Below are 14,257 nucleotides of genomic sequence, written 5' to 3'. Positions count from 1 at the left end.
CTTTCCATCCACGAACCAGACGACGGAGCAAGACCATGAGTTTCAATCTGCGCAATCGATCGCTTCTGACCGTGCAGGACTATACGCCGCGGGAATTCCGCTATCTCCTCGATCTCGCCCGCGACCTGAAGCGGGCCAAATATGCCCGCACCGAGCAGGAGCATCTGAAGGGCAAGGAAATCTGCCTGATCTTCGAGAAAACCTCGACGAGAACGCGATGCGCCTTCGAAGTGGCCTGCTCGGACCAGGGCGCCAACGTGACCTATCTCGATCCATCCGGCTCACAGATCGGCCACAAGGAATCCTTCAAGGACACGGCGCGGGTGCTGGGGCGCATGTATGATGCGATCGAATATCGCGGCTCGGCACAGAAAGGCGTAGAGACGCTGGCAAAATACGCCGGGGTGCCTGTCTACAACGGCCTGACCGACGAATATCATCCGACGCAGATGATCGCCGACGTCATGACCATGCGCGAACACAGTGACAAGCCGATCGCTGAGATCAAATATGCCTATGTCGGCGACACCCGCTCGAATATGGGGCATTCCCTGCTGATCGTCGGTTGCCTGCTCGGCATGGATGTGCGCATCTGCGGCCCGCGGTCGCTGTGGCCTTCAGAAGAATATATGAAGATCGCCAGGGATTTGCAGCAGGCCTCGGGCGCGCGGCTGCTGGTCACCGAAGATCCCAACGAGGCCGTCAAGGGCGTCGATTTCATCCACACCGACGTCTGGGTTTCGATGGGCGAGCCGAAAGACGTCTGGCGCGAACGCATCAAGCTGCTCACGCCCTACCAGGTCAACCAGGACTTGATGAAGGCGACAGGCAATCCGCAGACCAAATTCATGCATTGCCTGCCGGCGTTCCACGACACCGAAACCACACTCGGCAAGCAGATCGCCGAAGATTACGGCATGGACAACGGCCTCGAAGTCACCAACGACGTGTTCGAGTCCGAGGCCAATGTCGCCTTCGAGCAGGCGGAGAACCGTCTGCATACGATCAAGGCACTGCTTGTCGCCACGTTGGGAGATTAGCATGCGTGTGGTCATTGCGCTTGGCGGCAATGCGCTTCTCCGGCGCGGGGAAGCGATGACCGCCGATACCCAGAGGCGAAATGCGCGCACCGCCGCTGAGGCGATCGCGCCACTGGCGGCCGAACATGAGATCGTCGTCACCCACGGCAACGGTCCGCAGGTCGGGCTGCTCGCGCTCCAGGGAGCGGCCTACAAACCAGAAGAGGCCTATCCGCTCGATGTTCTCGGCGCCGAGACCGAAGGCATGATCGGCTATATGCTGGAACAGGAACTCGGCAACCTCCTGCCGTTCGAGCAGCCCTTAGCGACACTTCTCACCATGGTGGAAGTCGACGCCGAAGATCCCGGTTTCCAGAACCCCACCAAGTTCGTCGGGCCGGTCTACGACAAGGGCGAGGCGGATCGGATTCGTGGGGAAAAAGGCTGGATCTTCAAGCAGGACGGCGAAAAATGGCGACGCGTTGTCGCCTCGCCGGCGCCGAAGCGCATCTTCGAGATCCGGCCCGTCCGCTGGCTTCTGGAGCAGCGCACCATCGTCATCTGCGCTGGCGGCGGCGGTATTCCAACGATGTACGAGAAGGGCGCCGATCGGAAGCTGATCGGCATCGAAGCCGTGATCGACAAGGATCTGTGCTCGGAACTGCTGGCGCGCGAACTTGATGCCGATCTCTTGATCATGGCAACGGATGCCGAGGCTGTCTGTGTCGATTGGGGCAAGCCGTCCCAAAAGGCGATCCATTGCGCTCGTCCCGGCGATCTCGACCAGTTCTCCTTCCCGGCCGGCTCGATGGGACCGAAGGTCGATGCTGCCTGCCATTTTGCACGGGCAAACGGCAAGACGGCCGCAATTGGCACCCTTGCCGATATTGCCGGGATGGTTCGCGGCGACCGTGGGACGATCATCAACGAGCGTTTTGACACCTTGAGCTGGCACGCCTGACGGCGTGGTCCGTCAGGCAAACTTGTCCTGAGACGGGAGCGGTTGCGTTACGGCGCTCGCGGCCGTCTCCTTGTCCGTCGCGCCAGCCGCATTGCGTCTTTGCCAGACATAGACCGGGATGCCGAGCATCAGCAGCACGAGGCCGTAGAGCACCGGTTCGGCGCCGGAGCCGTAAAGGGTGAAGATCGCAAAGACGAACGCGATAAGCTCGATCGCGCTGACCCGCGGCATCCGCCCATCAGACACGCCCGCAATGAGGCTTCTGGCAAGCGCGCAGAAAGCATAGGGAACGACGGCTGCCATGGTACTGAGCCCGACCATCAGCCGATAGACGGCGGCAAAGCCTTCGGAGCCGAGCGCCTGGACGAGCACGAGGAGCGTTGCGAACAAGGCCGAGATGGTCATGCCCCATGCCGGCACGCCCCGCGGGGAAAGCCGGGCAAAAAGCGGCGGAAATAGCCCGTCGCGGGCGGCAGCCATCGGAACCTGCCCCATCAGCAGGGTCCAGCCGTTGAGCGCGCCAATGGAGGACACGAGGACTGCAAGCGAGATCGCCAACTCGCCGGGGCGTCCCCACATGATCCCTGCCGCCTGGGAAAATGGCGCAACCGACTTAACGAGCTGTTCACGCGGCACGAGGCCCATCACCACGATCGTGCCGAACACATAAAGGGCAGCGGCGATGGAGATACCGAGCACGGTCGATCGTGGGATTGTCCGCTCCGCATTCTCCACGTCGCCGGCCGGAACCGTAGCCGATTCCAGCCCCAGATAGGCAAACATGGTGAGAGGCGCCAGTGTCGCAAAGGACTGCAGCAGCGGCTGACCGCTTGGATTGAATTCGGCGAAATGCGACGGATCGATGTAGAGAAGGCCGATAATGGCAACGGCGCCGAAAGGCAGCAACTTGGCGTAGGTCGTGACCTGCGCGAAGACACCCGCCGCGTGAACACCGCGAAGATTGACGAGCACGACCGCCCAGATCACGCCGAGCGTCAGCACGGTCGCGGCGAAGCGATTGGCGAGGGCAGGGAAGAGATCGACCATCACGCCGGCAAAGGCAATCGCGATGACGGGCAGCGATGTCCATATTGATATCCAGTAGCCCCAGGCGATCAGAAAGCCGGCGAAATCGCCATAGGCGAGCCTGGTATAGGCATAGGGGCCGCCGACAGCGGGCACGAGGCTCGCCAGGCGCGCGAAGGTCAGACCCAGGCAAATCGCGCCGGCGCCCATGACGATCCAGACGACAATCGCAAGGTTGCCATAGGGCGCGACCGCGGCCGGTGAAAGATAAAAGCCCGATCCCACCATATTGCCGACCACGATGGCGGTGCAGGCAGCAAGTCCGAGGCTCTTGCCATTTGGCGACGTCGTCATGAGCTTCCCCCGAGAGACGGCTGCCCGGAGCCAATGTCTCTGCGGACCGCCATCAAACCGCAATTGTCGTTGCAAAAACCGGCTGCCGCAATCCGGATCAATGCGTAGTCCGCCGGGCTGGCCTAGACTACCTTCGTCATCGGGATAAAGCTGCTAAAGCATGTCGCATGACGGGCCGAAGCGGAGGCGGGGTCGACGATGCTGAGCGAGCAGGGGTTTCTCCGGATATCGATCGCGGCGACCGTCGTGGTGGCAACGCTCGGGGTCGTCTTCGGCATTCTTTCCGGCTCTTTCTCGATCGCCTTCGACGGCGTCTATTCGCTGGCCGATGCGGCGATGACCGGACTTGCGCTCTGGGTTTCGAGCCTGATCCTGAAATCGACGCAGAGCGACGCTCGGTCCGGCAGAATCCGGAACCGCTTCACCATGGGTTTCTGGCATCTCGAGCCCATCGTGCTGATGCTCAACGGCTGCCTGTTGATGACAGTTGGCATCTATGCGCTGATCAGCGCGATCATCAGCATCTTGAACGGCGGTCACGAACTGCGCTTCGGCATGGCGATCGCCTATTCTGCGGCGACCCTGCTTGTTTGCGCCGCCATGGCCTTTCTCGGCGTCAGGCTGAACGCCCGCATCAAATCCGATTTCATCTCGCTGGACATCAAGGCCTGGATCATGTCGGGCGGCATTGCGCTTGCCCTGCTCATTGCATTCCTGATCGGCATGGCCGTGCAGGCGACGCCGGCTGCCTGGCTTGCCAGCTATATGGACCCGGCGGTTCTGGCGCTGGTCTGCCTCATCATGGTCCCGCTTCCGATCGGCACCGTTTGGAGGGCGTTCACCGAGATCCTGCTGATCGCCCCTGTCGACCTCCAGGAGCATGTCGATCGTGTCGCCTCGGAAACGGTTCGCCGGCTCGGCTTCCTCTCGCACCGAGCCTATGTTGCCCGGGTCGGCCGCGCGATGCAGATCGAACTCTATTTCATCGTCCCTGAAGGGCTTCCGGCAAAGACCGTGGAGGAATGGGACGCGCTCCGCGATGAGATCGGGAACGCGATCGGCGACGAAAGCGCCAATCGCTGGCTGACGATCGCCTTCACCGCCGATGCGGAGTGGGCCGAATAGCCTGATCAAAATCCAAGTCCTTCGGCGACATCGAAATGCTTCGCGTCACCTTGATTGCAATCAAGGACGCTGCACGACCCGTCATGTACGATCCTTCAACCTGAGATCCAGCGGTCTGCACGGCGGCCGTAGCCTTGACGTCAGGTTCTGGAGGAACGCATGGAATTCCAGACGGCATTTCCGATAGCCGTTATCGACGAGGATTTTGACGGCAAGAGCGCAGCCGGACGCGGTATGCGCGATCTCGCCGCCGCCATTGAAAGGGAAGGGTTCCGGATCGTCTCCGGCGTTTCCTATGAGGACGCCCGCCGTCTCGTGCATGTCTTCAATACAGAGTCCTGCTGGCTGGTATCCGTCGACGGCACCGAAGACAAGACGACGCGCTGGCAGGTGCTGGGAGAGGTGCTCGCCGCAAAGCGGCAGAGAAATGACCGGCTGCCGATTTTCCTGTTCGGCGATGACACCACCGCAGAAGACGTGCCGACAGCGGTTCTGCGTCATGCCAACGCCTTTTTCCGCCTGTTCGAGGATTCGGCGGAATTCATGGCGCGCGCCATCGCGCAGGCAGCCCGCAATTATCTCGAGCGGCTGCCGCCGCCGATGTTCAAGGCGCTGATGGATTATACGCTGGAAGGCGCTTATTCGTGGCATACGCCCGGCCATGGCGGCGGCGTCGCGTTTCGCAAGAGCCCAGTGGGCCAGCTCTTCTACACGTTCTTCGGTGAAAACACGCTGCGATCCGATATCTCCGTATCGGTCGGCAGCGTCGGTTCGCTGCTGGATCATGTCGGTCCCATCGCCGAGGGGGAGCGCAATGCCGCACGCATTTTCGGCACCGATGAGACCTTTTTTGTCGTCGGCGGCACCTCGACTGCCAACAAGATCGTCTGGCATGGCATCGTGGCGCGCGGCGATCTCGTGCTCTGCGACCGCAATTGCCACAAGTCCATCCTGCATTCGCTGATCATGACGGGCGCGACGCCCATCTATCTGACGCCCTCGCGCAACGGGCTCGGTATCATCGGTCCGATCTCGAAGGACCAGTTCACGCCGGAGTCGATTGCCGGCAAGATTGCCGCAAGCCCCTTTGCCGGGCAGACCAGCGGCAAGGTCCGGCTGATGGTCATCACCAACTCGACCTATGACGGCCTCTGCTACAATGTCGATGCCATCAAGGCGTCGCTCGGCGACGCGGTCGAGGTGCTGCACTTCGACGAAGCCTGGTACGCCTACGCCAATTTCCACGAATTCTACGATGGCTTCCACGCGATCTCGTCGAATCAGCCTGCGCGGTCGCAAAACGCCATCACCTTCGCCACCCAATCGACGCACAAGCTGCTGGCCGCCCTTTCGCAGGCGTCGATGATCCATATCCAGCATGCCGAGACCAAACGTCTCGACATCACCCGCTTCAACGAAGCTTTCATGATGCACACCTCGACCTCGCCGCAATACGGCATCATTGCCTCCTGCGATGTCGCGGCCGCCATGATGGAGCAGCCGGCCGGACGCGCGCTCATCCAGGAGACGATCGACGAGGCGATCAGCTTCCGCCGGGCGATGAACGCGGTGAGGAAACAGACGGAAGACACCTGGTGGTTCGACGTCTGGGAGCCGACGATTGCCGGGCAGACGCCGACCGACACCCGTGCCGACTGGGTCTTGAAGCCGGATGATGCCTGGCATGGTTTTGCCGGCCTTGCCGAAAACCATGTCATGGTCGACCCGATCAAGGTCACCATCCTGTCGCCGGGCCTCTCGGCCAGCGGCGTGATGGATGATCACGGCATTCCGGCGGCGGTCGTCACCAAGTTCCTGTCCTCGCGGCGCATCGAGATCGAGAAGACCGGCCTCTATTCCTTCCTCGTGCTGTTCTCGATGGGTATCACCCGCGGCAAGTGGAGCACGCTCGTCACCGAACTGCTGAATTTCAAGGATCTCTATGACGCCAATGCGCCATTGACCCGCGCACTGCCGGCACTGGCCGCGGCACATCCGGAAGCCTATGCCGGAATGGGGCTCAAAGATCTCTGCGAGCAGATCCACGCGATCTATCGCAAGGACGACGTGCCGAAGGCGCAGCGCGAAATGTATACGGTCCTGCCCGACATGGCACTGCGTCCGGCCGATGCTTATGACCGGCTGGTCAAGGGCCGGATCGAGAGCGTCGAGATCGACGACCTCATGAATCGCATCCTTGCCGTGATGATCGTTCCCTATCCGCCCGGCATTCCGCTGATCATGCCGGGCGAACGGATCACCCAGTCGACGAAGTCCATTCAGGACTATCTGCTTTACGCCCGTGACTTCGACAGAAAATTCCCCGGTTTCGAAACCGATATCCACGGCCTTCGCTTCGCGCCCGGTGACGGCGGTCGCCGCTACCTCGTCGATTGCATCGCAGGGGAGGGGCAAGAATGATCCCGCGCGACGTGAAATCTCCGACGGTCGCAATACCGTTCCACAAGATGCTGAAGATCGTCGCGATCATCGATCGCGACAATGCCCAGGCGCAGGAACTGGTGTCACAGATCACCGCCCAGGGCTTCGAGGTGGAACAGCGCGACGATTATTCGGCCGACGTGTCAGAGGATGCTGACGTCGGCGCCTATATCGGCTCGGTCGAGGGCGGGCGGCTGGTTTCGGCACGCAGCTTCCTTCGTTCCGTCAGGGATATCGGTTTCCGCACGCCGATCTGGGCGATGGCCGATACGCTGACGATTGCGGATATGGATGTCGTCGAGATGGCCGGCGAGGTGGATGGTTTCGTCTATCTCGGCCAGCAGACGCCGACCTTCTATGCCAAGCAGATCGTGTCCAGCGCCGTGAATTACGGCAAATCGCTGCTGCCGCCATTCTTCGGCGGCTTGATGGCCTATGACGGCGAGGCCAATATCGCCTTTGATTGCCCGGGGCATCAGGGCGGCCAGTTCTATCGAAAATCGCCGGCCGGACAGATCTTCTTCAAATATTTCGGCGAGAGCATCTTTCGCAACGATCTCTGCAACGCAGATGTCGATCTTGGCGACCTCCTGATCCATGAAGGCCCCGCCGTCGAAGCCCAGAAGCAGGCGGCGCGCATCTTCGGCGCGGACCGCACCTATTTCATCCTGAACGGCACGAGCACCTCCAATAAGGTCGTCGCCAATGCGGTACTGCACAGCGGCGATCTGGTGCTCTTCGACCGCAACAATCACAAATCCCTGCATCAGGGTGCTCTCGTGCAGGCCGGCGCCATCCCGATCTATCTGCCGACCGCCCGCAATTCCTTCGGCATGATCGGCGCGGTCGACTGGTCGGCTTGGGACGAAAGCTGGCTGCGGCAAAAGATAGAGGAGCACCCACTCGTCGCCGACAAGAGCCGTGCGGAGGCGGAAAGGCCGTTCCGTCTGGCCTGCATCCAGCTCGCGACCTATGACGGCACCATCTACAATGTCGCCCAGGTCATGGAGAAGCTCGGCCATCTCTGCGACTACGTGCTCTGGGACGAGGCTTGGATCGGCTACAACGCCTTCCACCCGCTCTTCGAGGGCCATAGCCCGATGCGGCTGAAGGACCTCAGGGCTGATATGCCCGGGCTGTTCTCCACGCAATCGGTCCACAAGCAGGGCGCCGGCTTTTCCCAGGCATCGCAGATCCACAAGCGGGACGAACATATCAAGGGCCAGCGCAGGTTCGTCGAACACAAGCGCTTCAATGAATCGCTGCTGATGCACGTTTCGACCTCTCCCTTCTATCCGCTTTTCGCCTCGCTCGACGTCAATGCCAAGGTGCATGAGGGCAAGGCCGGCGAGATGCTCTGGGACCGATGCATCGAGCTCGGGATCGAGGTTCGCAAGAAGCTGCGCGGTTTCGTGGAGCATTACGAAACCAAGGCCGCGACCCCGGAGGAGCAGTGGTTCTTCGATCCTTTCGTGCCGGACAGGGTGACGGTTTCGGGCTCCAAGCACACCGGCGATCTCGCCGCCGCCAAGTGGGAAGATGTCGCGACGGAGGTACTGAAACGCGAGCAGCAATGCTGGCGGTTCGATCCGGAGGCGAGCTGGCACGGTTATGCCGGCTATGCGCCCGGCTATACCATGGTCGATCCCAACAAGCTTACGCTGCTGACCCCCGGCATCGACCGGAAGACCGGCGAGTATCGCGAGTTCGGCATTCCGGCGACCGTTGTCGCCAACTATCTGCGCGAGCAGCGGGTCGTGCCTGAAAAATGCGACCTGAACAGCCTGCTCTTCCTCCTGACACCTGCCGAAGACGAGAGCAAGCTGAACACGCTCGTCGCCAAGCTCGTCAAGTTCAAGAACCTGTGGGACCGCGATGCGCCGCTGCAGGAAGTGCTGCCGACCGTCTTCGCCGCCCATCGCGAGCGTTATGCCGGCTATAGCGTCCGCCAGGTCTGCCATGAGATGCATTCCTTCTACCGCGAGGCGGGGGTCAAGGAGTTGCAGCGCCTCTGCTTCCGCTCCGAGAGCTTCCCCGAACCGGCGATGGCACCCAAGCAGGCCTATGAGGCACTGGTCGCCAACAATGTCGACTATGTGCCGCTGACGGAAGCCGCCGGCCGCATCTCTGCGACGCTGGCGCTGATCTATCCGCCCGGTATCGGCGTGATCGTGCCGGGAGAGCGCTGGGACGACAGGGCGCGGCCGATGCGGGACTATTTCCTCGCCTTCGAAGAATCCTTCAACCGCTTCCCCGGCTTCAATTACGAGGTCCAGGGCGTGTTCCAGGAGCGGATCGATGGGCGGATCAAGTTTCACACATATGTCGTCCGCGAGTAGGGCTGGAGCATGTCACGAAAAGTGCGCAGCGGCTTTGCGGTAGCGACATTGAGTGAAAACAAAGAATGAAAGCGTGGATCAAGCCATTCTGAAGGAACGCGACGCGCTTTAGGGAGGACTTCGTCATGACCGACAACACGATGCATCTTGCGGCCGAGGCCACGGCCAAGAAAAAGATGAACCTGGTGCAACTCACCTTCATCGTCGCCGTCAACATGATGGGGTCGGGGATCATCATGCTGCCCGCCAATATGGCGCAGGTCGGGGCGATCTCGCTGCTTTCCTGGCTTGTGACCGCCATCGGCTCGATGGCGATCGCCTATGGCTTCGCCCAGGCCGGACTGTTCAATCAGCGGCCCGGAGGCATGTCCGCCTATGCGGAGGATGCCTATGGGAAGGACGGCTATTTCATGGTGTTCTTCCTGTATTTCCTGTCGCTTGCCGTCGGCAATGTGGCGATCGGCATCTCGGCCGTCGGGTACCTGGCCGGGTTCTTTCCGGTGCTGACCTCGACCCCGATCATGACCTGCCTGGCGCTGATCGTGCTCTTGTGGCTGACCACGGCCGCCAATTTCGGTGGACCGCGCATCACCGGCCGCATTGGTTCGGTCACGGTATGGGGCGTCATCCTGCCCGTTGGACTGCTGTCGATCATCGGCTGGCTCTGGTTCAGCTCCAGCACTTTCGCCGCCGCCTGGAATCCGCAAGGCCTGACGCTTGGGCAAGGCATGGGATCGAGCATTTCACTGACCCTCTGGGCATTCCTCGGCATGGAATCAGCCGCTCAGAATTCCGATGCCGTCGAAAATCCCAAGCGTGACGTGCCGCTCGCCTGCATGTTCGGCACGCTGGGTGCGGCCGTCATCTACATCCTGTCGACGACGGTCATTCAGGGCATCGTGCCGAATCCGGATCTCGCCAGCTCCACGGGGCCCTTTGCACTCGCCTATGCCACCATGTTCAATTCCACGGTTGGTTCCATCGTCATGGCGCTTGCCGTACTGGCCTGCCTCGGCTCGCTGCTCGGATGGCAGTTTACGATCGCGCAGACGGCGAAAACCGCCGCCGACGAGCGGATGTTCCCATCCATATTCTCGCGGGTGAACGAGATGGGGGCGCCCGTGGCCGGCATGATCATTCTCGGCATCGTGCAGACATGCCTTGCCTTGATGACCATTTCGCCGACGTTGAGCGAACAGTTTTCGGCGCTCGTCAACCTCGCCGTCGTCACCAACGTACTGCCCTATATCATCGCGCTGTCTGCCCTTTTCGTCATGATGAAGGCCGCCCGCGTGCCACAGCCGAAATATCGGCTGAACGCCACCATCGCCTTGGTCGGCATGGCCTACAGCGTCTTCGCCATCTATGCCTCCGGCAAGGACGCGGTTCTCGGCGGCATGATCGTCACAGGCATCGGTTTCATCATCTACGGCCTGATCGCCCCGCGTTTCGCCAGCAACACGAACCAGCTTCCGGCCGAGTAAGAGAGGAGGATCAGACATGTCAGGAACAAATGATCGCTGGGCGGGTATCGCCGCCTCTGTGCTCACCGCGGCGGCCATGTTGGCCTTCGGCATGCCCGTGCAGGCTCAGACGCTCGACCGTATCAAAGCGGGCAGCGCTCTGAAGCTCGGCTACGATCCGGATGCAAGGCCCTTTTCCTTCAACGGGGAACAGGGACGGCCGGACGGCTATGCCGTCGCCCTCTGCAACAAGATTGCCGATAGTCTTAGGGCACAGCTGAACCTGCCGAAGCTCGATGTCGAATGGGTTTCGCTTTCAGGCGACGCCAAGATGCAGGCAATAGGAAGCAGTACGGCTGATCTTGTCTGCGCTGCGGAGCCGGTGACATTGACGCGGCGGCAGCAGGTGTCGTTTTCCATCCCGATTTTCCCAAGCGGCACCGGCGCGCTCTTGAGCACCAGCTCGCCGCTGGCTTTGCGCGAAGTGCTGCAATATGGCGAACCCTCCAGCCGTCCGCTCTGGCGTGGTTCACCGGCCCGCACGATCCTGGAGCACAAGACCTTCTCCTCGATCGCGGGCACGACGAGCGAAGGCTGGCTGAGCGACAGGATCAAGACTTTTCAACTCGCGGCAACGGCTGCGCCGGTCGACAACTACCAGCAGGGGATCGAGCGCGTCATGGACGGCAGTTCGGCGGTGCTCTTCGGCGACATGCCGATCCTCATGGATGCCGCCGCCCGCAGTGACAATTCCGGTAATCTGATCGTCCTGCAGCGCCACTTCACCTACGAAGCGCTCGCTCTTGAGTTGGCGCGCGGCGATGAGGACTTCCGCCTTGCCGTCGATCGTGCGCTCAGCCAAACCTATGCCGGGCCGGATTTCCGGACATTCTTCACAACCTGGTTCGGGCCGCCGGATGAGGCGACGGTGACATTCTTCCGGCAAACAGCGCTGCCGGAGTAGCCCTGCATGACGGATCATCAACCGTCAAACAACTGGCGCGCCCGGAGCAGGTCATATTGACCCGTAACCCGCGGCACGCCTGAAGCAACTGAACGGGGAGTGACGGGTGAACCTCCTTTGGAAAGAAATTCGTGCCAACCCCATGCTTTGGCTGCTCGTTGCGGTGCCGGTGGTCTTTGTCGCGGCGCGCGTTGCCCCCGAGGCTCACACGTTGCTGTTCATCTTGTCGGTCCTTGCCGTGATACCCCTGGCTGGCCTCCTCAGTCACGCCACCGAGTCCGTTGCGGCAAAAACCGGCGACGCCGCTGGCGGACTGCTCAACGCCACGCTGGGAAATCTGACGGAGCTTGTCATCGCCTTGGCCGCCCTGCGTGCCGGACAGTATACGCTGGTAAAATCATCGGTTGCCGGTGCAATCGTCACCAACACGCTGTTCATGCTGGGAGCCTCGTTTTTGCTCGGCGGCCTGAAGCATCACACTCAGGAATTCAACCGAGCCAATGCGCGTCTTCAGGCCGGCCTGCTGTTCCTCGCCACCATCGCCCTGCTGATACCGTCGGCGGTTGCTTCAGATTCGACCTCGGCTACGGAAGTGCTTAACAAGCTCAGCTTAGGCTTGGCCATCCTGCTTATTGTCGGATACGCGCTGGGACTGCTGTTCACGCTGAAGACGCACCGCGAGCTCTTTGCCGCCGCCGAGCACGCCGAGGCGGACGAAACCCCGTGGCCGATTGGCCTGGCATTGTCCACGCTTGCCGGTGTCACGATACTGGTCGCGCTGGTCAGCGAGATCTTCGTCGAGTCCGTGCAGGAGGCTGCCAAGGTTTTTGGAATGACGCCTGCCTTTGTCGGTTTCATCGTCGTCGCACTGGTCGGCGGCGCAGCCGAAATGGCTTCGGCATTTTCCGGTGCGCGCAAGAACCGCCTCGACTTGAGCGTCGGCATCGCGCTCGGGAGCGCCTCGCAGATAGCTTTGTTCGTGGCGCCCGTGCTTGTGCTGTTGAGCTACGTCATCGGTCCGACACCGATGGATCTGCAGTTTTCGCCGGGCGTTGTCGTCATGGTTTTCCTGGCGACCATGACGGCGATGTTCGTTACCAACAGCGGGCGTTCGGCGTGGTTCGTCGGCATATTGGTGCTGATGGTTTACATGATCTTCGCCACGACTTTATATGTTCTGCCCGATCGGGGCTTATGAAGCGGGTCTGGAGAGCATCGAGGTAGGGCACCGCAGCGGTTGCCTTGGCAAGCATGGTGCACGGGATGAATGTGGGGCGCGCGGATTCCAGCCCCATGGACTGCGTCAGTCTTATGAATGTCCTGAACCAATTGCAGGGAGGTCGAAAGGTGTCGGTAAGAACTGGCCGAATATCGAACCCTAGACAGATGCGGCGGCTGTTTTTCGTCGCGCTCGCAAGGCAGCTTCATGTGATCTGGCCAATCGTCTCAGCGATCGTCTCCCTGATGGTCGGATCCGGGCTCGCAATCTGGCGTATCGAAAACTGGCGCATTGACGAAGCCATGTATTTCACTTTCGTCACCGGCTTGACGATCGGCTACGGCGATTTTACCCCCAAACATATCTCGTCGCGGATATTGGCGTTGATGATCGGCTTTGCGGGCATTGTGCTGACCGGCATCGTCGCCGCAGTCACCGTGAAAGCCCTGGATGCGGACGACCGGGAGCCTTGAATCCTGTTCTGCTGCACATTGACCTGGAAATGCGCATCCGTTCTGCGAGCGCACCGCCGGACGGATGATCGGAGCAGGTGAGGGGGAACGAACGGGGTTCCATCGAGTTCGGATTGTTTACCGGTGCGTGCAAATATCCGGAGTTACACTATGAGCCGAGAGCGTGGACGAAGGAAATTGATGCTCCGCCTGCCCGATGTTCGTCATCGTCTCGCTGACGTGACCAGCGAGACACTGGGGGAGATGTTTGAAGCCTATGACCTTGCCGTCGATGCATTGGATCGGTTCCGAAATGAGCGTCCGAGAGAAGATACGCTGATCACCGAATATGAGCAGCTCTGCCGCGAAATAGAGCAGGAAGTCGTCGTCTATTGCACTGGAGCTTTTCCGGGTTAGATTGAAGCATTCTGTTGGCTCAAACGGGTCGGATGGTCGACCGGCCGGCGCGCGTCGTAGCCCAGCCCTACGGCCAAGCCGGCCGGTCGATCAGCCGCCCTGTTTCAGCCAACCCTCCCGCAGATTTGGCTGGCAAATCTGCAAGACTTCAGAATCGCCGGACGCACATCGCTTCGCCACGGCGAAGCGGTGCGGCCGGTGGGCCGGGCATCTCTAGCCAGGATCAAAGGCGATTGGCTCGGACGTACCTTGGGGTATGCCCTTCGCCAATCGCCTTTGCCCTGACGAAAACCTGCTCCGGCAGAATGCTTCAATCTAACCCGGAAAGGCTTGTCTTATGATTTCCACCCTTCTTGTTGAGATAAAGAAGCGCCGGAGAGGACGGCCATCCTTCTCCGGCGATGGGGGACGGATCGTGAAATGGCAGGTCGACGTTCTTGCGAATGCCGGGCCGAGCTAGAGTTTGATCGCCCCCA

Annotated in this window: 11 protein-coding genes; 10 read left to right on the top strand and 1 reads right to left on the bottom strand. The window is 61.0% G+C overall.

Translation table 11 applies throughout. The features are described 5' to 3' along the window. Positions 1-35: 35 nt before the first annotated feature. A complete protein-coding gene (locus HJB91_RS07165) occupies positions 36-1,040 on the top strand; it encodes an ornithine carbamoyltransferase (protein WP_210628830.1) in 1,005 nt (334 codons plus the stop codon). Position 1,041: 1 nt separating this feature from the next. Beyond that, on the top strand, positions 1,042-1,980 hold the full coding sequence (gene arcC / locus HJB91_RS07160; protein ID WP_210628829.1) for a carbamate kinase: 939 nt from the start codon (positions 1,042-1,044) through the stop codon (positions 1,978-1,980). Between the two features lie 12 nt (positions 1,981-1,992). On the opposite strand, the gene HJB91_RS07155 is transcribed toward arcC, so the two are convergent. Next, positions 1,993-3,360, bottom strand: coding sequence for an amino acid permease (locus tag HJB91_RS07155; RefSeq protein ID WP_210628828.1), 1,368 nt, complete (start codon positions 3,358-3,360; stop codon positions 1,993-1,995). A 198-nt stretch (positions 3,361-3,558) separates the two neighbouring features. Between HJB91_RS07155 and HJB91_RS07150 the strand changes: the two genes are divergently transcribed. The 8 genes from HJB91_RS07150 to HJB91_RS07115 all read left to right on the top strand — a co-directional run bounded on the left by HJB91_RS07150 (position 3,559) and on the right by HJB91_RS07115 (position 13,781). Further along, complete coding sequence (locus tag HJB91_RS07150) at positions 3,559-4,485, top strand: cation diffusion facilitator family transporter (protein ID WP_221122582.1); 927 nt, start codon at positions 3,559-3,561, stop codon at positions 4,483-4,485. A gap of 159 nt (positions 4,486-4,644) precedes the next feature. Continuing rightward, positions 4,645-6,906 (top strand): arginine/lysine/ornithine decarboxylase, encoded by a 2,262-nt coding sequence (locus HJB91_RS07145; protein ID WP_221154087.1) that lies wholly within the window; start codon positions 4,645-4,647, stop codon positions 6,904-6,906. Continuing rightward, positions 6,903-9,266 (top strand): ornithine decarboxylase, encoded by a 2,364-nt coding sequence (gene speC / locus HJB91_RS07140; protein WP_221122583.1) that lies wholly within the window; start codon positions 6,903-6,905, stop codon positions 9,264-9,266. The genes HJB91_RS07145 and speC overlap by 4 nt, the downstream gene beginning before the upstream one ends. Positions 9,267-9,391: 125 nt before the next feature. Further along, positions 9,392-10,750 carry a putrescine-ornithine antiporter gene (gene potE, locus HJB91_RS07135; protein ID WP_210628824.1) on the top strand — a complete coding sequence of 453 codons (1,359 nt, stop codon included), beginning with the start codon at positions 9,392-9,394 and terminating at the stop codon, positions 10,748-10,750. Positions 10,751-10,766: 16 nt separating this feature from the next. Next, positions 10,767-11,693, top strand: coding sequence for an amino acid ABC transporter substrate-binding protein (locus HJB91_RS07130; protein ID WP_221120441.1), 927 nt, complete (start codon positions 10,767-10,769; stop codon positions 11,691-11,693). 106 nt (positions 11,694-11,799) lie between these two features. Beyond that, the gene (cax, locus tag HJB91_RS07125) at positions 11,800-12,891 is read left to right on the top strand and encodes a calcium/proton exchanger (protein ID WP_210628822.1); all 1,092 of its coding nucleotides are present in this window, start codon (positions 11,800-11,802) and stop codon (positions 12,889-12,891) included. Between the two features lie 188 nt (positions 12,892-13,079). Further along, the gene (locus HJB91_RS07120) at positions 13,080-13,385 is read left to right on the top strand and encodes a potassium channel family protein (RefSeq protein ID WP_210631680.1); all 306 of its coding nucleotides are present in this window, start codon (positions 13,080-13,082) and stop codon (positions 13,383-13,385) included. A 150-nt stretch (positions 13,386-13,535) separates the two neighbouring features. Further along, entirely contained in the window at positions 13,536-13,781 is a 246-nt protein-coding gene (locus HJB91_RS07115) for a hypothetical protein (protein ID WP_210628821.1), read from the top strand. Positions 13,782-14,257: the final 476 nt, after the last annotated feature.

This window comes from Rhizobium sp. NLR10b (genome assembly GCF_019685435.1).
In the GTDB taxonomy this organism is placed as follows: Bacteria; Pseudomonadota; Alphaproteobacteria; order Rhizobiales; family Rhizobiaceae; genus Rhizobium.
Note: the sequence above shows the minus strand (reverse complement) of the source record. Positions and strands in the feature narration are given on the sequence as shown.

Bases quoted from the DNA above. Each gene is read 5' to 3' on its own strand.
- HJB91_RS07165 (WP_210628830.1), top strand. From the start codon at position 36: ATGAGTTTCAATCTGCGCAATCGATCGCTTCTGACCGTGCAGGACTAT.
- HJB91_RS07120 (WP_210631680.1), top strand. From the start codon at position 13,080: ATGCGGCGGCTGTTTTTCGTCGCGCTCGCAAGGCAGCTTCATGTGATC.
- arcC (WP_210628829.1), top strand. From the start codon at position 1,042: ATGCGTGTGGTCATTGCGCTTGGCGGCAATGCGCTTCTCCGGCGCGGG.
- HJB91_RS07145 (WP_221154087.1), top strand. From the start codon at position 4,645: ATGGAATTCCAGACGGCATTTCCGATAGCCGTTATCGACGAGGATTTT.
- HJB91_RS07155 (WP_210628828.1), bottom strand. From the start codon at position 3,360: ATGACGACGTCGCCAAATGGCAAGAGCCTCGGACTTGCTGCCTGCACC.
- HJB91_RS07150 (WP_221122582.1), top strand. From the start codon at position 3,559: ATGCTGAGCGAGCAGGGGTTTCTCCGGATATCGATCGCGGCGACCGTC.
- HJB91_RS07115 (WP_210628821.1), top strand. From the start codon at position 13,536: ATGAGCCGAGAGCGTGGACGAAGGAAATTGATGCTCCGCCTGCCCGAT.
- HJB91_RS07130 (WP_221120441.1), top strand. From the start codon at position 10,767: ATGTCAGGAACAAATGATCGCTGGGCGGGTATCGCCGCCTCTGTGCTC.
- speC (WP_221122583.1), top strand. From the start codon at position 6,903: ATGATCCCGCGCGACGTGAAATCTCCGACGGTCGCAATACCGTTCCAC.
- potE (WP_210628824.1), top strand. From the start codon at position 9,392: ATGACCGACAACACGATGCATCTTGCGGCCGAGGCCACGGCCAAGAAA.